General features: G+C 63.5%; 20 protein-coding genes. 10 read left to right on the top strand and 10 right to left on the bottom strand.

Translation table 11 applies throughout. The features are described from left to right. Positions 1-108: 108 nt before the first annotated feature. Together CIT25_RS12565 and CIT25_RS12560 are read right to left on the bottom strand one after the other, a co-directional pair. Positions 109-921, bottom strand: coding sequence for an FkbM family methyltransferase (locus CIT25_RS12565; RefSeq protein ID WP_158302543.1), 813 nt, complete (start codon positions 919-921; stop codon positions 109-111). A 43-nt stretch (positions 922-964) separates the two neighbouring features. After that, positions 965-1,834, bottom strand: coding sequence for a helix-turn-helix domain-containing protein (locus CIT25_RS12560; RefSeq protein ID WP_095484815.1), 870 nt, complete (start codon positions 1,832-1,834; stop codon positions 965-967). Between the two features lie 106 nt (positions 1,835-1,940). On the opposite strand from CIT25_RS12560, the gene CIT25_RS12555 reads away from it, so the two are divergent. The 5 genes from CIT25_RS12555 (at position 1,941) to CIT25_RS12535 (ending at position 8,256) form a co-directional block, all read left to right on the top strand. Then, positions 1,941-3,212: an ABC transporter substrate-binding protein gene (locus CIT25_RS12555; RefSeq protein ID WP_095484814.1), complete on the top strand. Its 1,272-nt coding sequence runs from the start codon at positions 1,941-1,943 to the stop codon at positions 3,210-3,212. Positions 3,213-3,410: 198 nt separating this feature from the next. Continuing rightward, complete coding sequence (locus CIT25_RS12550) at positions 3,411-4,271, top strand: carbohydrate ABC transporter permease (RefSeq protein WP_095484813.1); 861 nt, start codon at positions 3,411-3,413, stop codon at positions 4,269-4,271. Further along, the gene (locus CIT25_RS12545; RefSeq protein ID WP_095484812.1) at positions 4,268-5,104 is read left to right on the top strand and encodes a carbohydrate ABC transporter permease; all 837 of its coding nucleotides are present in this window, start codon (positions 4,268-4,270) and stop codon (positions 5,102-5,104) included. Before CIT25_RS12550 ends, CIT25_RS12545 begins: the two co-directional genes overlap by 4 nt. Before the next feature lie 7 nt (positions 5,105-5,111). Continuing rightward, positions 5,112-6,185, top strand: a complete 1,074-nt coding sequence (locus CIT25_RS12540; RefSeq protein WP_095484811.1) for an ABC transporter ATP-binding protein — start codon at positions 5,112-5,114, stop codon at positions 6,183-6,185. Between the two features lie 34 nt (positions 6,186-6,219). After that, on the top strand, positions 6,220-8,256 hold the full coding sequence (locus tag CIT25_RS12535; protein ID WP_095484810.1) for an aldo/keto reductase: 2,037 nt from the start codon (positions 6,220-6,222) through the stop codon (positions 8,254-8,256). Positions 8,257-8,470: 214 nt separating this feature from the next. On the opposite strand, the gene CIT25_RS12530 is transcribed toward CIT25_RS12535, so the two are convergent. From CIT25_RS12530 to CIT25_RS12500, 5 genes are all read right to left on the bottom strand, one after another. After that, positions 8,471-9,913, bottom strand: coding sequence for an amidase (locus tag CIT25_RS12530; RefSeq protein ID WP_095484809.1), 1,443 nt, complete (start codon positions 9,911-9,913; stop codon positions 8,471-8,473). A 235-nt stretch (positions 9,914-10,148) separates the two neighbouring features. Further along, a complete protein-coding gene (locus CIT25_RS12520) occupies positions 10,149-11,240 on the bottom strand; it encodes a Gfo/Idh/MocA family protein (protein ID WP_095485108.1) in 1,092 nt (363 codons plus the stop codon). 353 nt (positions 11,241-11,593) lie between these two features. Next, entirely contained in the window at positions 11,594-12,760 is a 1,167-nt protein-coding gene (locus tag CIT25_RS12510; RefSeq protein WP_095484806.1) for an ABC transporter substrate-binding protein, read from the bottom strand. Between the two features lie 71 nt (positions 12,761-12,831). Next, a complete protein-coding gene (locus CIT25_RS12505; protein ID WP_095484805.1) occupies positions 12,832-13,680 on the bottom strand; it encodes an ABC transporter permease in 849 nt (282 codons plus the stop codon). Further along, entirely contained in the window at positions 13,677-14,504 is an 828-nt protein-coding gene (locus CIT25_RS12500; protein ID WP_095484804.1) for an ABC transporter ATP-binding protein, read from the bottom strand. The genes CIT25_RS12505 and CIT25_RS12500 overlap by 4 nt, the downstream gene beginning before the upstream one ends. A 274-nt stretch (positions 14,505-14,778) precedes the next feature. Here CIT25_RS12500 and CIT25_RS12495 point away from each other — a divergent pair, with 274 nt between their 5' ends. Continuing rightward, on the top strand, positions 14,779-15,723 hold the full coding sequence (locus CIT25_RS12495; RefSeq protein WP_095484803.1) for a MurR/RpiR family transcriptional regulator: 945 nt from the start codon (positions 14,779-14,781) through the stop codon (positions 15,721-15,723). Between the two features lie 203 nt (positions 15,724-15,926). After that, positions 15,927-17,714 (top strand): flavin-containing monooxygenase, encoded by a 1,788-nt coding sequence (locus tag CIT25_RS12490; RefSeq protein ID WP_095484802.1) that lies wholly within the window; start codon positions 15,927-15,929, stop codon positions 17,712-17,714. Between the two features lie 147 nt (positions 17,715-17,861). Here the strand turns inward: CIT25_RS12490 and CIT25_RS12485 are convergent, their stop codons facing one another. Both CIT25_RS12485 and CIT25_RS12480 read right to left on the bottom strand, forming a co-directional pair. Beyond that, on the bottom strand, positions 17,862-19,091 hold the full coding sequence (locus CIT25_RS12485) for an amidohydrolase/deacetylase family metallohydrolase (RefSeq protein ID WP_095484801.1): 1,230 nt from the start codon (positions 19,089-19,091) through the stop codon (positions 17,862-17,864). A 120-nt stretch (positions 19,092-19,211) separates the two neighbouring features. Beyond that, complete coding sequence (locus tag CIT25_RS12480; RefSeq protein WP_095484800.1) at positions 19,212-19,577, bottom strand: RidA family protein; 366 nt, start codon at positions 19,575-19,577, stop codon at positions 19,212-19,214. Between the two features lie 253 nt (positions 19,578-19,830). Between CIT25_RS12480 and CIT25_RS12475 the strand changes: the two genes are divergently transcribed. Continuing rightward, the gene (locus tag CIT25_RS12475; protein WP_095484799.1) at positions 19,831-20,589 is read left to right on the top strand and encodes an SDR family NAD(P)-dependent oxidoreductase; all 759 of its coding nucleotides are present in this window, start codon (positions 19,831-19,833) and stop codon (positions 20,587-20,589) included. Positions 20,590-20,661: 72 nt separating this feature from the next. Further along, positions 20,662-21,147, top strand: a complete 486-nt coding sequence (locus tag CIT25_RS12470; protein WP_095484798.1) for a hypothetical protein — start codon at positions 20,662-20,664, stop codon at positions 21,145-21,147. 244 nt (positions 21,148-21,391) lie between these two features. Here the strand turns inward: CIT25_RS12470 and CIT25_RS12460 are convergent, their stop codons facing one another. Next, entirely contained in the window at positions 21,392-21,820 is a 429-nt protein-coding gene (locus tag CIT25_RS12460) for an Lrp/AsnC family transcriptional regulator (protein ID WP_095484797.1), read from the bottom strand. Positions 21,821-21,944: 124 nt separating this feature from the next. Here CIT25_RS12460 and CIT25_RS12455 point away from each other — a divergent pair, with 124 nt between their 5' ends. Continuing rightward, on the top strand, positions 21,945-23,048 hold the full coding sequence (locus tag CIT25_RS12455; protein ID WP_095484796.1) for a saccharopine dehydrogenase family protein: 1,104 nt from the start codon (positions 21,945-21,947) through the stop codon (positions 23,046-23,048). The last annotated feature ends 98 nt before the right edge of the window (positions 23,049-23,146 follow it).

The raw sequence follows: 23,146 nt of genomic DNA, 5'->3' as shown, positions 1-23,146 counted from the left end.
CCGCAAACGTCAGACCACATCACGGGTCATTAGACGATATCAAAACCCGCTGGCGGCCACCATACCGCCGCACGCACCAAACGCGACGCACTGGAAGGGCCAGCGGCGTCAGTTCCGGGGAACCGCGAACATGTCGAAATTTTTCTTCCTGCCGAGATCGTTTTCGGTGAGTTTCGGACCGAACAGCGTCGTCGGCCCCACCAGGCGGACATCGTAGCCCTTGTCGGCAAAGAACCGGTGCATCCGCACCCGCTCGTCCATCGAAAGGTTGTGATTGACCTCGGACTTGATGTAGGGCCGGCATTCGTCGATCAGCGCGCCGATCGAGATCAAAACCGACAGATCATGCTGCTCCACATCGGTCTTGATGTAGCGCAGGCGCTTGATGCGCTGGCCGAGCCGGGCACGGATCAACGGCTCAATTCGCCGTCCCTCGACCGGGATACTGAAAGCGCTCCCGTGCTTCCACCGCGACACGCCGGTGTGGTCGCCGCCGTTCTCAAATCCCGGGTTGCCGTAGTCGAAGACGAACGACCCATCTTCCGGCGTCGCCGCGTAAGGAATCGGAAAAATATTCAGTCTGCAAGGGTTGAGCGCGGCATTGGCTCCGAGGATCGTGAAGGCAAAAGGGTTCGGCTCGAAAGCGAGGACCAGGCCCTGCGGCCCGCAGGCGAGGGCGATCGGTATCGTGCTGTCGCCAACCTGGGCACCAACGTCGATCGCCACGTCGCCATCGCTCAGGAACGTCCGCAGGTCATCGATTTCGCCCTGGGTGAGATCGAGGTCTGCCCCGCGCGGGTTCTTCCAGCGAGCGAATTCAATCTTCCCGTCTTTCGGGAGATCGATGACTTGTATCGAGTGGCCGTAAACGCGTGTTCTTGGCTTCAATCCAAGCAGATAGAAATATTCTTTTAGTCTCACCCCTTGCTGATAACGCAAACCATGACGGCATTTCAACCCGGGACTATCTGACGCCAGCGCCTCTGCGAAAATCCGACGGCGACATGCCGGCCAGCTTGCGGAACGACTTGTTGAAGGCGCTGAGCGAGCCGAAGCCGGAGTCCATCGCGACGCGCAGCACGTTGGCATCCTGGTGCATCAGCAGCGCCTGCGCGTAGCTGAGCCGCAGCAGGTTGACATATTCGTTGAGCGTCATGCCGGTCGATTTCTTAAAGATGCTCATGGCGTATTTGGGATGGATATCGGCCGTCGCCGCTATGTCCACACAGTCGATCTCGTAGAGGAAATTCTCCGCTATGAAGTCGCACATGCGCCCGACATTGCGCAGGGATTGCTGATCGAAAGGATTGCCTGCTTCCTGCTCGATCGAGGTTTCGGGGGCGAGCCGGTAGGGCTCGAACCGCACCCGCTCCAGCCGCAGCAACAGCTCGTTCACGGCGTGCTCGGCCTTGGCTGGATCGCCTGACCGGACATAGCGGTTCCAGCGCTCGAAATTGTCGCTGTCGGACCGATCGGTGGCATTGGTCACCAATGTCGCGCCCGTCATCAGCCGGTTGCGAATATCAGCGGGCAAATGCAGCCGGAAGAAATGCACCAGTGGCAGATGCGCGCCGGCGAAGACGGCATCGTCCGATGCATCGATCATCTGATGCGGCAGGCCGCCCCAGAACAGGCACATGTCGCCGGCCGAAAGCGAGATCTCGTGATCGTTCATGCGGTAGTGGACAGTGCCGCACATGATGAAGTTCACCTCGACCTGGGCATGCCAATGCGGCTTGAGCATTACCAGGGGATGATTGTGAAACGTCTGCAGGAGCAGCGGCAGGCCCTCCACGCTGCTGGCGCCAGGCTGGTAAAACGGTCTTTCCGGCATCTTACTTTCCGCCAATTCTTTATTCCCTTTGTCGCGGACAAGCCTTCGCCAGTGCCTAGTCTAGCCATGCTCGCGAAGAGAGAGCAAATGAAATGGGAGGATTTCGATGCGCATCACATTGACCTGCGCCGCGCTCGCGCTTGCCCTGGGCTCAGCCCCGGCCTTTGCGCAGTCCGGCGAAATCACGATCTGGAGCTGGAACGTCGCCGCTTCATCGCTGAAGGCCACTATAGAAGGCTTCAACAAGCAGTTCCCCGACGTCAAGGTCACGGTCCAGGATCTCGGCAACCAGCCGACCTACGACAAGTCGATCGCCGGCTGCGCCGCCGGCGGCGAGGGGCTGCCGGATGTCGTGACGATCGAGAACGGCGAGGCCGAGAACTACTGGAGCCAGTTCCCGGACTGCTTCGTCGACCTTCACACGCTGGGCTATACGGCCGAAGACCAGGCAAAATTCCCCGATTTCAAGCGCACCGAACTCGAAGTGGAAGACAAGGCCTATGCGATGCCATGGGATTCGGGCCCGGTGGCGATGTACTATCGCCGCGACTTCTACGAGAAGGCCGGCGTCGATCCCGCGTCGATCAAGACCTGGGACGATTTCATTGCCGCCGGCAAGAAGATCCAGGACGCCAATCCCGGCGTGACGATGACCAACGCCGATTTCAACGGCGACTCCGAATTCTTCCGCATGATCGCCAACGAGCAGGGCTGCGCCTATTTCGCCGCCGATGGGCAGTCGATCACCGTCAATCAACCGGCCTGTGTGGCGTCGATGACCAAGATCAAGGAGATGAAGGACGCCGGCATCATCACCTCGGCCGACTGGAGCACCAAGATCACCAACAACACCGCCGGCAAGGTCGCCACCCAGATGTATGGCGGCTGGTATGAGGGCACCATACGCACCGAATCGCCCGACGGCAGCGGCAAATGGGGCGTCTACCTGATGCCGAGCCTCACCGCCGACGGCCCGCGCGCCGCCAATCTCGGCGGTTCGTCACTCGCCATCACCTCGGTGTCCAACAACAAGGAGGCCGCCTACGCCTACCTGAAATACTCGCTCGCGACCAATGAGGGCCAGATAGCGATGCTGAAGGGCTTTGGCCTCGTGCCGTCGCTGATCTCGGCGCTCGACGATCCCTATGTCTCCGAAGGCCAGCCCTATTGGGGCGGCCAGGCGGTGTGGAAGGACATCCTCGGCACCTTGCCCAAAGTCGTCCCCAGCCGCGGCACCCCGTTCCAGAGCGACGCGGAGATCATCGTCCGCGCGGTGCAGACCAAATATCTGGGCGGCGGCTATCCCGATGCCAAGGCGGCGCTAGACGATGCCGCAAGCCAGATCGCCTCGGCGACCGGCCTGCCGGCCAAAGAGTGATCTGCACGGCTCTCCCTTCTCCCCCCTGTGGGAGAAGGTGTCGCCGAAGGCGACGGATGAGGGGTGTTCCAGCTTGGCATGGAAGGCGCTCCGTCCAGCACCCCTCAACCGTCTTGGCGCTGCGCGCCAATCCACCTTCTCCCACAGGGGGAGAAGGAAACTCAGGCCGGTAAACCTAGAAGCGAGAAGGAGGCAACGATGCGCTATCAGAACGCCACGGCATATCGCTTCCTCGCGCCCTACCTGCTGATCTTCTCCATCTTCTGGCTGTGGCCGATCATCGGCTCGTTCCTGATCTCCTTCCAGGCGACGCGCACCGTGCCGTGGCGGTTCGCCCCCACCTTCAACTGGGGCCGGCTGATCGGCGACCCTGCGTTTTTCAATGCGCTGAAGAACACGCTGCTCATCCTCGTCATCCAGGTGCCGGTGATGATCACGTTGGCGATCGTCATGGCGGTGCTTTTAAATTCGCCGCTGCTGAAAGCCCGTGGCCTGTTCCGCTTCGCCTTCTTCGCCCCGGTGGTGGTCGGCGAAGTCGCCTATTCGGCGGTGTTCCGGCTGATGTTCAACCTCGATTACGGCATCATCAACAAGCTGCTGAACAGCGTCGGCCTGCCCCGTATCGACTGGTTTTCCAACGTCACACCGGCGATGGCGGTCATCATTATCGCGGTGACCTGGCGCTGGGCCGGCTACAACGCCATCATCCTGCTCGCCGGCCTGCAGTCCATCCCCCAGGATGTCTACGAGGCGGCGACGTTGGACCGCGTCAGCAAGCTCAAGCAGTTCTTCTACATCACCCTGCCGCTGCTCAAGCCGATCATCGTATTCTGCGCCGTGCTGTCGATCATCGGCACCATGCAGCTGTTCACAGAGCCGTTCCTGATCACCGAACGCGGCGGACCGGGCGGCGGCACTGAAACGCTCGGGCTGCTGCTTTACCGCCAAGGCTTCAGGTCGCTCAATTTCGGCTACGCCTCGGCGATTGCCTACACCATGGCCGGGCTGGCGATCGCCATCTCGCTGGTGCAACTGTGGCTGACGAGGGACCCGAAATGAGCTCGCGTTCCTCTTCAAAACTGGGGCGCAGCATCGCGCTGCATCTCTTCCTGACGCCGCTGGCGCTGATCTGGCTGTTTCCGCTGTGGATGATGGTGATTTTCTCGACTATGCCCGACAGAGGCATATTCAGCCCCAGCATCGAGCTTTTGCCGCACGGCAGTTTCCTCGACAATGTCAACAATCTGCAGCGCGACACCAATTTCATCGGCGCCATCGGCATCTCCGTTTCGGTGGCGGTGACCTACACGTTCCTGTCGGTGCTGCTCACCTCGATGGCCGGCTGGGCGCTGGCGCGCTACCAGTTCTTCGGCAAGGGCGTGGTCGTCGCCATCATCCTCGGCACCATCACGCTGCCCTATGCTGTCGTGCTGATCCCGCAATTCATCATGGTGGCGCGCGACTTCAAGCTCGCCAACACCTGGGTGGCGCTGATCGTGCCGCCGCTCTTCAATTCGCTCGGTGTGCTGTTCATGCGGCAGAGCTTCTCGATGATGCCGGGCGATCTGTTCGACGCCGCTCGGGTCGAGGGGGTCAAGGAGTGGCGGATCTTCCTGTTCGTAGCGCTGCCGCTGGCGCGGCCGATGCTGGCGGCGCTCGCCATCATCCTGTTCCTTGCCTCCTGGAACAACTATCTCTGGCCGCTGCTGATCAATTCCAAGCCCGGCGCGATGACGGCGCCGGTGGCGCTCGGCACGCTGATCGGCCTCACCAAAGTGTCGTGGGGCGGCATCATGGCGGGCGCCGTGATGCTCACCGTGCCGATGCTCGTCGTGTTCGTGCTCTTGCAGCGCCATTTCGTTGCCGGCATTGCCGCCGGCGCCATCAAATAGGATCAGCATGGCAGCGGTCACACTCAAAAATGTCGTCAAGCGCTTCGGCGGCTTTCAGATCATTCACGGCGCTGACATCGACGTCAATGACGGCGAATTCGTCGTCTTTGTCGGCCCCTCCGGCTGCGGCAAGTCCACGCTGCTGAGGATGATCGCCGGGCTCGAGGACATCAGCGGCGGCGAGATCGCCATCGGCGGCAAGGTGGTGAACGACGTCGAGCCGGCCGATCGCGGCATCGCCATGGTGTTCCAGTCCTACGCGCTCTACCCGCATATGAGTGTCGAGCAGAATCTGAGCTTCGGGCTGAGGATGAACGGCAACCCGAAGGCCGACACCGAGCGGCGGGTGAAGCGGGCCTCCGAGATCCTGCGCATCGCCGAGCTGATGAAGCGCCGCCCGCGGCAATTGTCGGGCGGCCAGCGCCAACGCGTCGCCATCGGCCGCGCCATCGTGCGCGAGCCGCAAGTGTTCCTGTTCGACGAGCCGCTGAGCAACCTCGATGCCGAGCTCAGGGTGCAGATGCGGGTCGAGATCTCGCGCCTGCACAAGGAGCTCGGCGTCACCATGATCTATGTGACGCACGACCAGACCGAAGCGATGACGCTGGCCGACAGGATCGTGGTGCTGCGCGACGGCTATGTCGAGCAGATCGGCAGGCCGCTCGATCTTTACAGTGACCCCGACAATCAGTTCGTCGCGGGCTTTGTCGGCTCGCCGAAGATGAACTTCATCAAAGCTCGGGTCCTGGGGCACAGCGCTTCCGGCGTGACGGTCGAATTGGCAGGCGGGACGCGTCTTACACAGCCGCTGAATGGCCCGGTGCCCGAACCGGGAAGCAAGGTAGTGGTGGGCGTTCGCCCAGAACATTTCGGTCATGCCGGAAAGGGCGACGCCGACCTTTCTGTGACCATCGACGTGGTCGAGCATCTGGGTGGCACGAGCTTTCTCTACACCCGTACTGCGGCTGGCGACGATATCGTCATCCAGCGCGACGCGGCCGAGGTGCCCGACGCCCCTGAGATCACCGTTTCCATCCGCAAATCTTACTTATTCGACGACAACGGACGGCGGCTGCGCTGACGGCCAGCTCGTCTCAAATCCCAGGAGAATGACAATGACTTCAATCGCGCCCATCCGCTGGGGCATTCTCGGGCCTGGCACCATCGCCAAGGCCTTTGCCGGCGGCGTGGCACATTCGCGCACCGGCACATTGGTTGCCATTGCCGCGCGCAATCCCGGCAAATCAGGCCTCGCTGAAAACTTCCCCGGCGCCCGCATCCTCGACGGCTACGAGGCTTTGCTCGCGGACCCGAACGTCGATGCGATCTACATTTCGACGCCGCATCCCAGCCACGCCGAATGGGCGATCAAGGCGGCCGAGGCCGGGAAGCATGTGCTTTGCGAAAAGCCGATGGGGCTGACCGCCTTCGAGGCCGATGCGATGATCCATGCGGCGCGCAAGGCCAGTACCTTTCTCGGCGAAGCCTTCATGTACCGGCTGCATCCGCAGACGGCAAAGCTGGTCGAGCTGATCAGGTCCGGCGCGATCGGCGAGGTGCGCATGGTGAAGTCGAGCTTCGGCTTCGCCATGCCTGATTTCATGCCGGAGCACCGGCTCTACGCCAACGACCTCGCTGGCGGCGGCATTCTGGACGTCGGCGGCTACCCCGTTTCGATGGCGCGGCTGATTGCCGGGGCGGCGGTCGGAACGCCCTTCGCCGAGCCGGACAAGGTGGTCGGCGCTGCGCATCTCGGCCAGTCCGGCGTCGACGAATGGGCCTCGGCGCTCCTGCATTTTCCCAGTGGCATCGTCGCCGAAGTTTCCTGCGGCATCTCGCTGGCGCAGGACAATGTCCTGCGCATCGTCGGCACCAAGGGTCGCATCGAGGTCGCGGATTTCTGGTATGCGAGCGGCAGGGAAGGCGGCACTGGCGAAATCCGCATCATCCGGCCGGGCGGGGAGGAGGTAGTCGAGGTCAGGGAAGACCGCTGGCTCTACGCTTTCGAGGTCGACGCCGCCGGCGAGGCCATCCTGGCCGGGAAGCAGGAGTTTGCCTGGCCGGGCATGGGCTGGGCCGACAGTCTCGGCAATCTGCGCGTGCTCGACAAATGGCGCGCCGCGATCGGCCTCGAATACGAGATCGAGAAGCCCGAAAAACGCCTCAACACCATCTCCGGTCGGCGGCTGCGTTCCGGCGGCACCGCGATCCCGAAGCGCGAAATTCCGGGCCTGCCGCGGCCGGCCTCGTGCCTGGCGCTCGGCTTCGAGGATTTTCGCACGTTCTCCTCGGGCATGATCCTGCTCGATGCCTATTTCGAAGACGGCGGCAACGTCTTCGACACCGCCTATATCTATGGCAGCGGCTACACCGAAACGCTGCTCGGCCAGTGGCTGACGAACCGCGGCGTGCGTGAGCAAGCGGTGGTCATCGGCAAGGGCGCGCACACCCCGCTCTGCTATCCCGATGTGATCGGCAAGCAGCTCACCCAGTCGCTCGACCGGCTGCAGACCGATCATGTCGATGTCTATTTCATGCACCGCGACGATCCGGACGTGCCGGTCGACGAATTCGTCGACGCGATGGACAGGGAGGTCAGGGCTGGCCGCATTCGCGGTCCGTTCGGCGGCTCGAACTGGACAAGGGAACGCATGGACGAGGCTATTGCCTATGCCGAGCGGACCGGTAAGCAAAAGCCTGGCGCGCTTTCGAACAATTTTTCGCTGGCCGAAATGCTGGTGCCGATCTGGCCAGGTTGCGTCACATCGTCGAGCGATGAATGGAAGGCCTGGCTGACCGACCGGCAGATGCCGAACTTTGCCTGGTCGAGCCAAGGGCGGGGTTTCTTCACCGGCCGCGCCGGGCGCGACCAGCGTGACAATGAAGAGCTGGTCCGGGTCTGGTACTCGGAGAAGAATTTCGGCCGCCGCGACCGGGCGATCGAGCTCGCCAACAGACTGGGCAAGAGCCCGATCCATGTCGCGCTCGCCTATGTCCTGGCCCAGCCGTTCCCGTCCGTCCCGCTGATCGGACCGCGCACGCTCGACGAGTTGGAGGACAGTCTGCGGGCGCTCGACATTGCGCTTTCGCCGGACGACATCGCATGGCTGGATGGCGGTTCGGATCGGCAGCGCGCGCGAGGCACGGGCTGACCTACCTCGCCTTCTCCCCTTGTGGGAGAAGGTGGATTGGCGCGCAGCGCCAAGACGGTTGAGGGGTGCTGGACGGAGTGCGGTCGGTGCCATGCTGGAGCACCCCTCATCCGTCGCCTTCGGCGACACCTTCTCCCACAAGGGGAGAAGGGGAGCCGCGCGAGGCGCAACGCCACCGCTCCCCGGAACAGGTGATGGCGAGGGCGAACGAGACCTACCCCCTCACCTTCGGCCGCCGATCCTTCCACGGCATCTCCCGTTCCAGCTGCGCGGAAACGGCCAGCACCGTTGCTTCGTCGCCATAACGACCGATCAGTTGCACGCCGATCGGTACGCCGCCGGCTGACCAGCCAAGCGGCAGCGAGATCGCCGGCTGTCCGGAGATGTTGAAGGGGAAGGCGAAGACGGCGTCCGTCCACTTCGCATTGTAGCGGTCGATGTCCGGTTCCGACATGTCGTAATAGCCCAACGGCCTCGGCAGTTGCGTCAAGGTCGGGGTGATGAAGAGATCGTAGGACGCGAGATCGCCGACGATGTCGCGGCCGATTTGCCGGATCGTCTCGACGTCGGAGATGTGGCGGATGCCGCTCGTTGCGCGGCCGCGCTCGATGATCGCCCAGGTTACCGGCTCGACGTCGCTTGGCGTCACCGGCCTGCCGATCACCGTTTCATGATAGCCGAAGGTTGCCGCCGTCTGCACGCAGGTCATGTTGGTGTAGGTTTTCCACACCGCATTGGCGTCGAGCGGCATGTCGTGCTCCTCGACATCGTGCCCGAGGTGCTCGAGCGCGGCGACCGTCGCCAGCACCGTGGCCTTGACCTCTGGGTCGATGGCCGTGCCGTATGGCGGCGTGACGGTGAAGCCGACGCGCAGTTTCTTCGGTGCACGCGACGAGAGGCTGAGCCAGCTGCCGCCCGGCACCGGCGGCGTATAGGGATCGCCCGGCAGCGCGCCGGCCACGGCATCGAGATAGGCCGCCGTGTCGCGCACCGTCCTGGAGCAGCACAGGAAATAGGCGCCGCCATACCAATAGTCGCCGAAGGGCGCCAGGCTGACGCGTCCGCGCGACGGTTTCAGGCCGACGATGCCGCAGCAGGAGGCCGGGATGCGGATCGAGCCGGCGCCATCGCTGGCCTCGGCGATCGGCACCATGCGCGAGGCGATGGCTGCGGCCGCGCCGCCGCTCGAGCCGCCCGGCGTGATGCCGTGCTTCCAAGGGTTTTTCGTCGCGCCGTAAAGCTTGGGTTCTGTGCTGATCGACCAGCCATTCTCGGGCGCATTGGATTTGCCGACGAGCACCAGGCCCGCCGCCTTCATGCGGCGCACCACTTCGGTGTCGAAATCGGCGACGACATCTCTCAGGAAAGAACAGGAGTTGGTGTTGGGCGCTCCGGTCCAGGACGAGCCCAGTTCCTTGAGCAGGAATGGCACGCCGGCAAAGGGCGTGCTTCTATCGACCGTCTCAGCCGAAGCCCGCGCCATCTCGTACAGGCGGTGGATCACCGCGTTCAGCGCCGGGTTGAGTCGCTCGATCATGGTGATCGCCGCCTCGACAAGCTCGGCCGGTGAGACTTCGCCGCGCTTCACCAGCTCGGCCAGATCCAGCGCGTCGGATTCGGCGTAGGTTTCCAGGAAGCTGTCGGTGATTTCGGCCATGTCTCTCTCCCTCGTTCTGCCGTGCCCGAACGGGCGCTCCTTCTTCCTTCTCCCCTTGTGGCAGAAGGTGGATTGGCGCGTAGCGCCAAGACGGTTGAGGGGTGCTGGACGGAGTGCAGTCGGTGCCAAGCTGGAACACCCCTCATCCGGCCGCGGAGCCTGTCCTCGGGCTTGCCGGACGCAAGACCCGTGGGCGGCCACCTTCTCCCACAAGGGGAGAAGGCGGAGCTAGGCCTCAGGCCAGCTCGACGGTCCGCCCTTCCGCGATGCTTTGCTCGGCGGCAAGCACGATGCGCAGGCTGTTGACCGCGGCATCCATTTGCTCGGTCAGATCGAGATCCTCGCGGATGGCGCGCAGGAAGAATGCCTGCTCGCGGTCGCAAAGCTCCTGGTGGCCGGGTTCGTCCTCCATGCTGACGATCTCGTCCGGCTTGCTGAAATTCTTGTCGCCGTCGACCTGTGCGTAGTGGATCTTGAGCGCATCGGTCTTGGTGTGGCGATCGATGTCGGCGGAGTTCGATACCTCAGCCAGTTCGGCCGCACTGCTCGCCTGCTGGCCGGCGACTATGGAGACCGCGCCCTTGGGGCCGACCACATCCTTCACGAAATAGGCGGTCTCGCTCATCATCGGCCCCCAGCCCGCCTCGTACCAGCCGACCGAGCCGTCATCGAAAGTAACGTGCAGATGGCCGTAATTCTGCTTGGCGGCGTCGGCCCACAGTTTGACGCCGATGCCGTGGACGCGCACCGGCTTGGCGCCGGTCAGCTGGCACATCACGTCGACATAGTGGACACCGCAATCGACGATCGGGATCAGCGAATCGATCAGGTTCTTGTGCCAGTGCCAGGCGCTGCCGCTGCTCTGCTGGTTGAGGTTGAGGCGCATGACCAGCGGCTTGCCGAGCGTCTTGCCGACCTCGATGAACTTGATCCAGGACGGGTGGACGCGCAGGATATAGCCGAGCACAAGCTTGCGGTTCTTGGCGCGGGCCGCAGCGACGACCTTTTCGGCATCCTCGATATTGGTGGCGAGCGGCTTTTCCATGAACACGTGGCAGCCCGCGTCGATTGCCTTCAGCGCATATTCGGCATGGGTGTTGGGCCAGCTGTTGATGGAAACGGCATCCGGCCTGGTCTCTTTCAGCGCCTGATCGAAATCCTCGTAGAGCGGATAGCCGGCTAATTCCGCCGGGATCTTTGTGTTGCTCTTGATCGTGCGGCTCATGATGCCGACGATCTCGAAGCCGTCCAGCCGGTGGTAGGCGCTGGCATGCGACGCGCCCATATTGCCCAGCCCAATCACCAGCACTTTCACCTTGTCGGTCATCTCAGCCTCCCAATTCTTCATTGAATTGTGCGCGGCGATCGGTTGCCGCTCGTATGTCTATCTGGGACAATCATCTCAGATCAGTCGCCGCCGCTCATTGCCCGGCCCTTTCCTCTCCCCCGTCGATCGGGGGAGAGGTGTCGAGCGAAGCTCGACGGAGTGGGGGTCGACCTTCGCGCCCGCCTGAGGTTACTTGCTCGCCACATTGTGCCTGTCTTGCGGCGACTGCGCGTTTGGCGAACGCCTTCCCCCACTCCGTCGCCGCTTCGCGGCGCCACCTCTCCCTCCTCCGGAGGGAGAGGAAAGGAGCCAAGGCAGGCCAAGGGCAGCGCCGGCATCGACAATTGCAGTCTTTACTTGACCGCCGAGTCGAACAGATGCGCCTTGATGTTATCGACATCGAGCGCGGCAAAGCCCTCTGACAGCTTGTAGCCATCGGCATCGGCCTTGACCTTGGCCTTGTCGAAGCTGTTGGCGGGGCCGATCAGCTCGTTGGTGCAGACGTCCTCGGCTTTCACCGGGCTGGTGATCTGGCCGATCTTGTGGATCTCGTCGAAGAAGCCCTGCCAGCTCGCCATGTCGTGCGAGCCCCAGCCTTCGCGCTTGTCCATGTCGCCGCGGAAGACGTTGATCTGCTGCAGGATCGAGGTGGTGCCGAGTTCCGGCCCGAGATTCTTGGCCAGCGTCGGGAACTGCTCGAACACCGCTTCGACGGCCGCGCGCGGATTCTGGTAGCCGAATTCGAGGCCCATCGCCCAGCCGCGCAGGTACTTTTCCAGGAACGCCTTGCGGTCGGGATCCTCGAGATCTGCTGCGCGCACGACGAAAGTGTTGGCCGGCAGCTTCGAATTCTGCACGCCGAGCCAGTATTCGAAGTCGAGGTTCTTGGCGATCCATTCGGCCCGCAGCCCTTCCCATGACAGGGCGGCGTCGCCCTGGCCGCCGGCAAGTGCGGTGCCCCAGGTCGGCCAGCCGGCCTCGACATACTTCACCTTCTTGATGTCGACGCCTTGCGCCGCCAGCAGCGGGTCAGTGATCGACTGCCAGGCGGCGGAGCCGAGCAGAATGGTCTTTCCTTCTAGCTGCTTCAGGTCGTTTGTTCCCTCGCCCTTGCGGAAAGCGAAGCTGAACGTGTCGCGCGCGCCCATGTGGAACACGGATTTGAGCTTCATGCCGTTCTGGATGGCGAAGGAGAAAACGCCGGGCGAAGGGAAGCCCATGTCGGCCTGGCCGACATCGACGAACTTCACCGTTGCGGTGCCGTCCGACGGACCCGGCTGCATGTCGGTTTCGAGGTCGCCGAAATAGCCGGCCTTCTTGGCCGCCCAATAGGGATAATCGTCCAGCACTTCGAGCGTGCCGCGCGGCGAGATCCACGTGAATTTTTCATAGGCCTCGGCCTTGGCCCTGAGGTTGGAAGCGCCGAGCGCAGTCGCCGTTACCAGGCCGGCACCGGTCACCTGCAGGAAATAACGGCGGCTGATCCTCGCACTATGGCTGATTGAACTTTCTTTGGTCATGGCATTCCCCTTTTTTGTTGATTTTCAGTCTCTTGCCGCCCGCCTCCCGGGACCTTTCGTCATTTCTGCGCTCACGCCTCCCAGCTCGCCCATTTCTTGCCGATCAGGAAGAACAGCACATAGATCAGGATGCCAAGCATCGAGAGGATCAGAACCACGGCGAAGAACTGCGGCATCTGGATCATCGACGAATAAGTGGTCAGCCGGTTGCCGAGGCCGAAGCCGCCGCCGACCATCTCGGCGCCGACCGCGGTCAAAAGCCCGAAGATCGCGCCGATCATCAGCCCGACCAGGATCATCGGCAGCGCCATCGGCGCCCGGATCTTCCAGAATATCTGCAAGGTGCTGGCGCCATAGGAACGCGCCAGCGCGATCTTGGCGCTATCGACGCGGCGAAAGCCGGTCGCCGCATTGATCATCACCATCGGGCCGGCGGCCAGCGCCACTGCGATGATGCGCGGTGTGTAGCCAAAACCGAAGCGCAGGATCAAAAGCGGCACCAGCGCCAGCATCGGCGTGGTGACCAAGAGCAAGATGTAAGGCGCCACGATCTTCTCGGCGAAGGGAAATTGCGTGATCACCGCAGCCATCACCAGGCCGATGATGGCGCCGATCGAGAAGCCGGAAATAAGCTCGACCAGCGTATAGCCGAGATGCGGCGCAATCAGCGGGAACTCGTCGAACAGCGCATAGGCGATCGCGCTTGGCGCCGGCATGATGTAGTGCGGCACATTGAAGAGCCGCAGCGCCAGCTCGATGCCGCCGATGATGATCACCGCAACGGCGATGATGGCCGCGACCTCGGCGCCCGACCTGATGCCGGGGCCGCTGGCGAAGGCCGAAAGATTGGTCAGGCTGACGTCGTGCCCGTCACCCCCCTTGGTCTTGGAAAATTCCGGGATAGTGTCGCCTCCGCTCACGGCCTGATCCTCACAATTTCGGCGGTGCCGCGCTCCCGCGCCTTCGGCCGCACGCGTTCGCCGACAATGTCCATCTTGATCGTGTTGGTGAGATCGAAGACCTCCTTCGTCGCCATGATCTCCAGCGAGCGCGGGCGTAGGAATGGCACGCGATATTCCTTGGCGACGCGCCCCGGCCGCGCGCTCAGCACCACCACCCTGTCGGAAAGGAAGATCGCCTCCTCGATGCTATGGGTGATGAAGACGATGGTGGTTTTGGTATCGAGCCAGATCTCCTCGACGAGACGGTTCATCTCCTCGCGCGTGAAACTGTCGAGCGCGCCGAAGGGCTCATCCATGAGCAGGACGGAGGGCTTCAGCGCCAGCGCCCGCACGATCGCCGCGCGCTGCTGCATGCCGCCCGAGAGCTCGCGCGGAAACTTTCCGCCGAAACCGTCTAGCCCGACGCGGTTGACGAGATGGGCGATCCAGGCGCGATCCGGTTTCTCGCCCTTGATCTCGAAGGGAAAATGGATGTTGGCGTCGAGATTGCGCCAGGGCAGCAGGTTCGCCTCCTGGAAGACGATGCCGATATCCGGATGCGGCCCGGTGATCTCTCTGCCGTCGAGCCGGATCGTCCCGCTGGACAGGCGATGCAGCCCGGACATCGACCACAAAAGTGTGGTCTTGCCGCAGCCGGAGGGGCCGACGATCGAGACGATCTCATTGGCGTGAACGTCGAGGCTGCAACGGTCCAGCGCCAAGAGGTCGCCGGAAGCCGTATGATAGATCTTGGTCGCGTCCTGCACGCCAAGCTTCGGGGTTTTTGCACTGCCCGCGTTCATGCGCCCCTCGGAGATTGCGCGATGATCCAGTGGGTCATACGGTCGCAGAAATCAGTCTGTAACTATCCTACTTTACTGTCAAGCGGCGACCGTCGCTATCGCTGGCAAGATCGCTAGGGCCAGCCATATCTGTTTGTTTAAATTACATTTTCTATTTCTTGAAAAGCTTGTTGCTTTCCTACATACTTCGGAAACACGTCGCGTGAAGCGGAGCAGGCAAGCGGTGCGCAAACATGGTAGAGGTCGAGTTCCACGAACGTCAGGGGAATGACTCATGACCGAAGCTGAAGGCCATGCACGACTGACTTCGGATGGCGAGCCGGATACACGCGACCATGTCAGGCGCATCCCCGACATCATCTCGCTGGTCAAGGACTCTTACGGTGAGCTGCGCCCGGCGGAGCGCCGCGTCGCCGACGTCGTGCTCGACGACGTCAGGTTCGCGGTCGACGCTTCCAATGCCGTGCTCGCCCAGCGCGCCGGGGTGAGCGAACCGACCGTGACCCGGTTCTGCCGCGCCATCGGCTGTGAAGGTGTGCGCGACTTCAAGCTGAAGCTGGCGCAGAGCCTCGTCGTCGGCGCGCTCTATCTGAGCAAGCCGCCGCCCGCGAGCGCGGACAATGGCATGCCGTTCTGGAATGCTGTGTTCGGCGAGGCACGCCGGGCGCTGCAGGAAGCCGAACGGCAGCTCGATCCGGCGCAGCTGGTGAAGGCGGCCGAGCTCATCGCCAAGGCGCGCCAGGTCACCGTGTTCGGCCTCGGCGGCAGCTCCTCGGCACTGGCGCAGGAAACCCAGTACCGGTTGTTTCGCTACGGCATCACCGTCAGCGCCCAGTGCGACCCGTATCTGATGCGCATGACTGCCTCGACCTTGAAGCCAAGCGATCTGGTGATCGCCATCTCGGCGACCGGACGCACGCGCGAAGTGATCGAGGCGGTGGAACTCGCCAAGCACTACCGCGCAAATGCGATCGGCGTGACCGCGCCCGACACCGACCTGGCGCGCGCCTGCGACGTCAGGCTGACGGTCGCGGTGCCCGAATATCCCGACACGCTGAAGCCGACCGCCTCGCGGTTCGCCTTCCTGGCCGCGATCGATCTGATGGCCGTGGCGGCCGCCTACAAGCTCGACGGCTCCGCCCGCGAAACGGTCCGCCGCATCAAATACAACGCCCAGATCCACAGGACGGGCAAGGAAATGGAACCGCTCGGGGATTGAGTGGCGCGGCTTCCCTTCTCCCCTTGTTGTGGGAGAAGGTGGATTGGCGCGTAGCGCCAAGACGGAAGAGGGGTGTTGGACGGAGTGAGACGTTGGTGTTCCTCTGGAACACCCCTCATCCGTCGCCTTCGGCGACACCTTCTCCCACAAGGGGAGAAGGGAAGACCGGGCGGCGCCGACTTGAAAAGGTAGAAGGACCACAGATGCTCGACATGGCACCATCGAAACAGGCGGCCACCTGGCTTTCTTCCCTCTCCCGCGCGCTCGAGGCGGGCGGCGCCGAGGCCGCGACCAACCTGTTCGTCGAGGACTGCTACTGGCGCGACCTGCTGACCTTCACCTGGAACATCAAGACGATGGAAGGCCGCGTGCCGATCCGCGACATGCTGGATGCCACGCTGGCGACGACAAGGCCGACTGCCTGGCAGCTCAGTGGCGAAGCAAGCGCGGACGAAGGCATCGTCGAAGCCTGGTTCACTTTCGAGACGTCATCGGCATGGGGCCAGGGCATCATGCGCCTGCAGGACGGCCGGTGCCGGACGCTGTTCACGGCGATGACCGACCTCAAGGGCTTTGAGGAGCGCAGGGGGCCGGCGCGGCCTCTGGGTGTCCGCCACAAGGCCGACCCGGACCGCGAGACCTGGTCGGAGGCGAGAGCGCGCGAGACGCGTGAACTCGGCGCCGGCCACCAGCCTTATTGCCTGGTCATCGGCGGCGGCCAGGGCGGCATCATGTTGGGCGCGCGGCTGCGGCAGCTCGGCGTGCCGGCCATCATCATCGAGAAAAACGCTCAAGCCGGTGATTCCTGGCGCAATCGCTATCGCTCGCTCGTGCTGCACGACCCGGTCTGGTACGACCATCTGCCCTACATCCCGTTTCCCGAGAACTGGCCGGTGTTCACGCCCAAGGACAAGATGGGCGACTGGCTGGAAATGTACACGCGCGTCATGGAGCTCAACTACTGGACCTCGACGAGATGCGTCAGCGCCAGCTATGACGAGGCCGAAAAAATCTGGACGGTCGAGGTCGATCGCGCCGGCCAGCGCATCACGCTGAAGCCGAGGCATATCGTCTTCGCGACCGGCGCCTATGGTCCGCCGAGGCAGATCGACCTGCCCGGCGCCGAGGCGTTCCAGGGCGAGATCCTGCACTCCAGCCAGTATTCCAGCGGCGAGAAATTCCGCGGCAGACGCGTCGCGGTCATCGGCGCGGCAAGCTCGGGGCACGACGTCAGCGTCGACCTCTGGGAAAGCGGCGCCGAGGTGACGATGATCCAGCGCTCGCCGACGACGGTGGTCAAGTCCGACACGCTGATGGAAGTCGGCTTCGAGATCTTTTCGGAAAAAGCGTTGGCGCGAGGCATCACCACCGAGAAGGCCGACATGATCGTCGCCTCCACGCCGTTCGCGCTGCTGCCGCAAAGCCAGCGCGCGCTCTACGACATCATCAAGGCCCGCGACGCTGCCTTCTACGACCGCTTGCGCGGCGCCGGCTTCGCCATCGATTTCGGCGACGACGAGACCGGCCTTATGATGAAGGCCTACCGCACAGGCTCGGGCTACTACATCGACGTCGGCGCTTCGGATCTGATCATCAACGGCGAGATCGGCGTTCGCAGCGGCGTCGGAATCAAGTCGCTGACGCCGACAGGGATGCTCTTCGACGACGGCACCGAGCTTGCGGCCGACGTGGTCATCTCCTGCACCGGCTATCAGTCGATGAACGAGACGGTGGCGGCGATCGTCTCGCGTGAGGTCGCCGACAAGGTCGGCCCGTGCTGGGGGATTGGCTCGGGCGTGAGAGGCGACCCCGGACCATGGCAAGGCGAATTGCGCAACATGTGGAAGCCGACCGCGCAGGAGGCGCTATGGTTCCACGGCGGCAACCTGGCGCTGTCGCGTTTTTACTCGAAATTCGTGGCGCTGCAGATCAAGGCGAGGATGGAAGGCATTGCCACGCCGGTTTATGGGGCGCCGGGGGTGAAGCCGTAATCTCCCTCCTTGAGGGGGAGATGGCCGGCAGGCCAGAGGGGGTCGCCGCGCGTCGAGCGCCAACTTCCATCCGTTGCAGGAAGGCGAGCCCGGTCGAACCGACCCCCTCTGTCGCCTTCGGCGACATCTCCCCCTCGAGGGGGGAGATCACCCACGCCCGAAATGCCTAGCCACGACATCGACATGCGTCTCATGCGCATGCGCTTCGAAGCGCTCGGTATCGCCGAGATCGCCTGCCGCCTCGTTCGGCCACCAGGTGCCGCCGATCACGACACCGTCCGAGATCAGCCTTTGCTCGGCGACCAGCGAGGCGCCGACCGCATCGACAAAGGTGAAACTGCCCGGGCGCAGCCGCAGCACCGCGATATCGCCGACCGCGCCGACCATAAGCGCGCCAAGATCGGGCCTTGCGATGGCCTCGGCCGGCCGCTGTGTCGCCGCGCGCAGCACCTCGACAAGCGGCATGCCGAGCGCCAGCAGTTTCGACATGCACACCAGGATGTCGAAGGCCGGCCCGTCGACGCAGTAGAGATGCACGTCGCTGCTGATCACGTCAGGCGCCAGCCCCTCGCTGAGCATCGCCTTGGCAACCTCGAAATCGAACGAGCCCATGCCGTGGCCGATGTCGAAGATGACGCCGCGCTCGCGCGCCAGCCGCATGTCGGGCCGCACCGCGCCGGAGGCGAAGATCGGCGCGTTGGGAAACGGCCGGAAGCAGTGGGTGAGAATGTCGCCCCTGCGCAGCCGCGGCAGCACTTCCGAGCGGCCCGGCGGCGGCTCGTCGATATGCGCCATCAGCGGCAGGCCGACCTGGTCGGCGGCCTCGAGCGCCAGATCGACCGGAGCAATGCCGCTGGTGCCGCCGGCATGGCGGCCCGAGCGGACTTTGACGCCGACAACCACGTCTGCGTGCTCGCGCACCGCTGCCACCGTCTCGCGCGGTTCGCAGAGCCTGAGGTCGCTGCATTCCCCAACCGAAACGGTCTGCGAGAAGCCGAAAATGCCGGCAAAGGAAATGTTGACATAGGCCAGGATGCGGACTTTCGAGCGCTCGATGACGTGACGGCGAAAGCCGAGGAAGTTGCCGGCGCCGGCACTTCCCGCGTCGATGAACGTGGTGGTGCCGCTCTTGGCGGCGAGGCGGTCGGCATCGACGCCGAGCGAGGTGCCGCCCCAATAGACGTGGCTGTGCAGGTCGATGAGGCCTGGCGCGACGATGGAGCCCGTGGCATCGATGACGCGCGCGGCACGGTCGAAGGGAATGTCGGCATCGATCGCCGCGATGCGGCCGTCGGCGATGGCCAGATCGCGCTGCGCATCGAGACCAGACGCCGGATCGATGACGCGGCCGCCCTTCAGGAGGAGATCAAATTGCATCGGCGTCCGCCTCCGTTCCTACTAGAGCAGTTCCGGTTCCTGGGGAACCGTAACTCGCTCTATCTATTTCTTTGCCGCATTTATGCGGACGCCAAATGATTCCATTTGGCTGCAAAATGCTCAGACCGGCCTGTAGGCGACGGCTTCGACCTCGATCTTGATGTCGATCATCAGCCGCGATTCGACGGTGGTGCGCGCCGGCGGATCCTTTGGAAAATGCCTGGCATAGACGGCATTGAAGGCGCCGAAATCGCTGGCGTTCTCGAGCCAGACCGTCGTCTTGACCACGTCGTCCATGGTGCAGCCGGCCAGCGCCAGCGCTGCCTTCACATTCAAAAGCACCTGCTCGGTCTGCTCGGCGATGCCGCCCTTGACCACCACGCCGTCGCTACCGACCGGCACCTGGCCGGAGACATAGACCATGTCGCCGGCCCGGACCGCCGGCGACAGCGGCACATGGGATGTTCCAAAACACTGTTTGGGCACGGAAAAGTCTCCTGTTCAAACATTGGCGGCAATCGCCGCAGAGTCCGCGCGGGCTCTTTCGCTGCGCCGGTTTGCCGGTTTCCCGCCGGAAGGTCTACGCCTGTCCGAGCGATTCTCATACAGGCTGTGTTGGAAAGCAACATTTTTTGGAATTCATGTTGCTTTATTACAAGAGCACCAGCATCCTGCTCGATCAGCGATTGCGTCGAAGCGTCCGGCAGGCGAGGATTGCGGAGGAAAAACGAGGAGCCGCATGATCGATTTTGGTGGCCGCAGCGTGGTCGTGACAGGTGCCGCCGGCGGCGTCGGCAGCGCGCTGGTCGCCGCCCTGTCCGCCAGCGGGGCCAGGGTGATCGCCTGCGATCGCGAAGGAACCGACCTTACCGGCGCCGGAATAGAAGAAGCGCACCATTTCGACCTTCTCGATGACGAGGCCGTGGCGGCATTTGCCAAGCGCCTCAGTGAAGGGGCTCCACCAGCGGCAGTCATCTCCAACGCCGGCTGGACGCGGGCGGAAACGCTCGCCGATGTCTCGACGGCAGCCCTCGATCACGAAATGAATCTGAATTTTCGCAGCGCCGCACTGCTGTCGCAGGCACTGCTTCCCGTCATGCGCAACCAGCCGCTGGGTGCCGCCTTCGTGTTCATCTCCTCGGTCAACGCGCAGGCCCATTTCGGCAATCCCGCCTACGCCGCCGCCAAGGCAGCGCTCAACGCCTGGATGCGCGCCATCGCCACCGAGGAAGGCCGCAACGGCATCCGCGCCAACGCCGTCATTCCCGGCTCGATCCGGACCGGGGCCTGGGAGCATCGCCTTGCGCACAAGCCGGAGATCCTCGCCGCCGTCGGCAAGCTCTATCCTCTGGGAAGGCTGGTCGAGCCGGTCGAGGTCGCCCGCGCCGCAGTATTCCTGGCGTCGCCCTTTGCCAGCGGCATCACCGGCACGACCCTGAATGTCGATGCCGGCCTGATGGCAAGCAATCTGCCGTTTCTGGACCAGATCGGCGACTGATCGGATCAAGTCGAGCCTTCAATTGACCGAAACATCGCAACACCCAAAACATCGCAATATAGGGGAGCAGAAGTGACCTTCGACAAAAATCCGTTTCCGCCCGGCGACGCCGACCGCCATGCGCTCTGGGAGATGCTGGTGCGGCGCGACATCGACGCCTTCCTCGGCCAGGACTGGACGATGGTCGAGGATGATTTCGTCGCCTCGAGCTTCTTCGGCATGCACGCCCATTTCCTCAGCGATGCGGATGCCTGGCGGCTGCAATTCCCGACGCTTCGCAGCTACCGCGACGAGTGGCTGCGCCAAGCCAGGGAAACCGCGGCGACGACATTCGCCGAGCCGCTGCGCGAGGCGCTGTTCCGCATCACCAACATGCGCGACATCGACGTCGACGGCGACCGCGCCGTGCTGCACAAGAAGTTCAACGGCTCGATCGCCAAGCCCGACGGCAGCGTCGAGAGGCTGAAATGGCAGACCCTCTATTTCTGCACCAAGGTCGAGAGCCGCTGGAAAATATCAGGCTTCGTCGGCTACATGCCGCATCCGCTCGGCGGCTAGAAGCCGGCCATCACGACGATGCCGGAACCTTTTGATGCCAGCGGGACAGCGCCCCCTCTGTCCTGCCGGACATCTCCCCCACATGGGGGGAGATCGGCCGTCATCCCGGCTTTCGCCAATCTCCATCGTTGCAGAAGTGAGCGGGGCGCTGAAGCTGCCAATCTCCCCCCTCGTGGGGGAGATGCCCGGCAGGGCAGAGGGGGGGCGCGAAGGATCGCTACAGAACGGCTTCAGTTCTGCCCGCTCAGCGGTCGATCCGCGTCGACAGGATGATCGAGGACGACGTCCGCTCGACCCCGTCCATCGCGCCGATCTGGTCGAGAAGCGTGTCGAGATCCTTGATCGACGGCGCGTCGACGATGACGATCATGTCGAAGTTGCCGCTTACAGAATGCAGTGTCCGCACCGGTGGCAGCGCCTGCAGGCTGCGCACCACTCTGTCGGCAAGCTTGGGCGTGACGGTGAGCAGGACATGCGCCCGCACCAGTCCCTGTTCGTAATCGGGTGAAAGCCTGACGCCATAGCCGGTGATGATGCCGCGCTGCTCCAGCCGCTCGATCCGGCTTTGCACGGTTGTCCGCGACACGCCGAGCCGCCGCGCCAACTCGGCCGTCGAGGCGCGCGCATTCGCCCGCAGCAGGGAGAGCAGGGCCTGTTCGGCGTTGCTAAGCACTTTCGACGAACCTCATCGGCATATTAATCAAGAAGCCACTTCGTTTCGAACAATTCCACGCTTCCTTTCGACAGGCAAGCTGCGATTCTATCGTCTTGAGAGAAGGTAAGGCGAGGGAACTGTCATGAAGAAAATCATCGTTGTCGGCGCCGGCAAGATCGGCTCGACCATTGCCGAGATGCTGGCTTCCACCGGCGACTATCACGTCACTCTCGTCGACCGCTCGGCCGCACAGCTCGGCGCGGCCGAACTGCCTGAAACGGTCGAGACGCTCGAGCTCGACATCGAAGCCGCCGGCACGCTTGAAGCGGCCCTGGCCGGCAAGTTCGCGGTGCTCAGCGCAGCGCCCTTCCATCTGACCACGCGCATCGCCGAGGCGGCAGCCAGCGCCGGCGTCCATTATCTCGACCTGACCGAGGACGTCGTCGCGACCCGGCGCGTCAAGGAGCTGGCGCGCTCGGCCAACAGCGCTTTCATCCCGCAATGCGGGCTCGCGCCGGGCTTCATCTCGATTGTCGCCAATGATCTGGCCAGCCGCTTCGACACGCTGGAAAGCGTGCGCATGCGGGTCGGGGCGCTGCCGCAATACCCCTCGAATGCGCTGAATTACAATCTGACCTGGAGCACGGACGGCGTCATCAATGAATATTGCGAGCCTTGCGAGGCGATCGTCGAAGGCGAGTTGATCGAGGTGCCGCCGCTGGAGGAGCGCGAGGAATTCTCGCTCGACGGCGTCACCTACGAGGCGTTCAACACGTCGGGTGGGCTCGGCACGCTGGCCGAGACGCTGAAGGGCAAGGTGCGCACACTGAACTATCGCACCATCCGCTATCCCGGCCACGCCGCGATCATGAAGGCGCTGCTCAACGACCTCGGCCTGCGCCACCGCCGCGACGTGCTGAAGGACATTTTTGAGAGCGCCCTGCCGGCGACGCTGCAGGACGTGGTCATCGTCTTCGTCACCGTCAGCGGCCGCAAGAACGGCCGCCTGCTCCAGGAGACCTACGCCAACAAGATCTACGCCAAGCGCGTCGGCGAAATAGTGCGCAGCGCCATCCAGATCACCACGGCCTCCGCCATCTGCGCGGTGCTCGACATGCTGGCCGACGGCACCTTGCCAGCGAAGGGTTTTGTCAAGCAGGAGGACATCGCGCTCGACGCCTTCCTCGCCAACCGCTTCGGCCACGCCTATGCGCAGCACGAGATGGTTAGCCGGCTTGCGGGGTGAGGTGCCACCTCTGTGGAGAAGGATGGGAGCCGGAAGGAATAAGTTCGCGCCATTCCTCTCCCCCGTCGACCGGGGGAGAGGTGTCGAGCGAAGCTCGA

Origin of the sequence: Mesorhizobium mediterraneum (assembly GCF_002284565.1) — a bacterium.
GTDB classification, from domain to species: Bacteria; Pseudomonadota; Alphaproteobacteria; order Rhizobiales; family Rhizobiaceae; genus Mesorhizobium; species Mesorhizobium mediterraneum.
This window is presented reverse-complemented; position numbering and strand designations above follow the sequence as displayed.

Excerpts from the sequence above, each read along its gene's own strand:
- CIT25_RS12535 (WP_095484810.1), top strand. The coding sequence starts at position 6,220 with ATGACTTCAATCGCGCCCATCCGCTGGGGCATTCTCGGGCCTGGCACC.
- CIT25_RS12475 (WP_095484799.1), top strand. The coding sequence starts at position 19,831 with ATGATCGATTTTGGTGGCCGCAGCGTGGTCGTGACAGGTGCCGCCGGC.
- CIT25_RS12550 (WP_095484813.1), top strand. The coding sequence starts at position 3,411 with ATGCGCTATCAGAACGCCACGGCATATCGCTTCCTCGCGCCCTACCTG.
- CIT25_RS12495 (WP_095484803.1), top strand. The coding sequence starts at position 14,779 with ATGACCGAAGCTGAAGGCCATGCACGACTGACTTCGGATGGCGAGCCG.
- CIT25_RS12540 (WP_095484811.1), top strand. The coding sequence starts at position 5,112 with ATGGCAGCGGTCACACTCAAAAATGTCGTCAAGCGCTTCGGCGGCTTT.
- CIT25_RS12545 (WP_095484812.1), top strand. The coding sequence starts at position 4,268 with ATGAGCTCGCGTTCCTCTTCAAAACTGGGGCGCAGCATCGCGCTGCAT.
- CIT25_RS12490 (WP_095484802.1), top strand. The coding sequence starts at position 15,927 with ATGCTCGACATGGCACCATCGAAACAGGCGGCCACCTGGCTTTCTTCC.
- CIT25_RS12485 (WP_095484801.1), bottom strand. The coding sequence starts at position 19,091 with ATGCAATTTGATCTCCTCCTGAAGGGCGGCCGCGTCATCGATCCGGCG.
- CIT25_RS12520 (WP_095485108.1), bottom strand. The coding sequence starts at position 11,240 with ATGACCGACAAGGTGAAAGTGCTGGTGATTGGGCTGGGCAATATGGGC.
- CIT25_RS12510 (WP_095484806.1), bottom strand. The coding sequence starts at position 12,760 with ATGACCAAAGAAAGTTCAATCAGCCATAGTGCGAGGATCAGCCGCCGT.
- CIT25_RS12560 (WP_095484815.1), bottom strand. The coding sequence starts at position 1,834 with ATGCCGGAAAGACCGTTTTACCAGCCTGGCGCCAGCAGCGTGGAGGGC.
- CIT25_RS12555 (WP_095484814.1), top strand. The coding sequence starts at position 1,941 with ATGCGCATCACATTGACCTGCGCCGCGCTCGCGCTTGCCCTGGGCTCA.
- CIT25_RS12500 (WP_095484804.1), bottom strand. The coding sequence starts at position 14,504 with ATGAACGCGGGCAGTGCAAAAACCCCGAAGCTTGGCGTGCAGGACGCG.
- CIT25_RS12455 (WP_095484796.1), top strand. The coding sequence starts at position 21,945 with ATGAAGAAAATCATCGTTGTCGGCGCCGGCAAGATCGGCTCGACCATT.
- CIT25_RS12530 (WP_095484809.1), bottom strand. The coding sequence starts at position 9,913 with ATGGCCGAAATCACCGACAGCTTCCTGGAAACCTACGCCGAATCCGAC.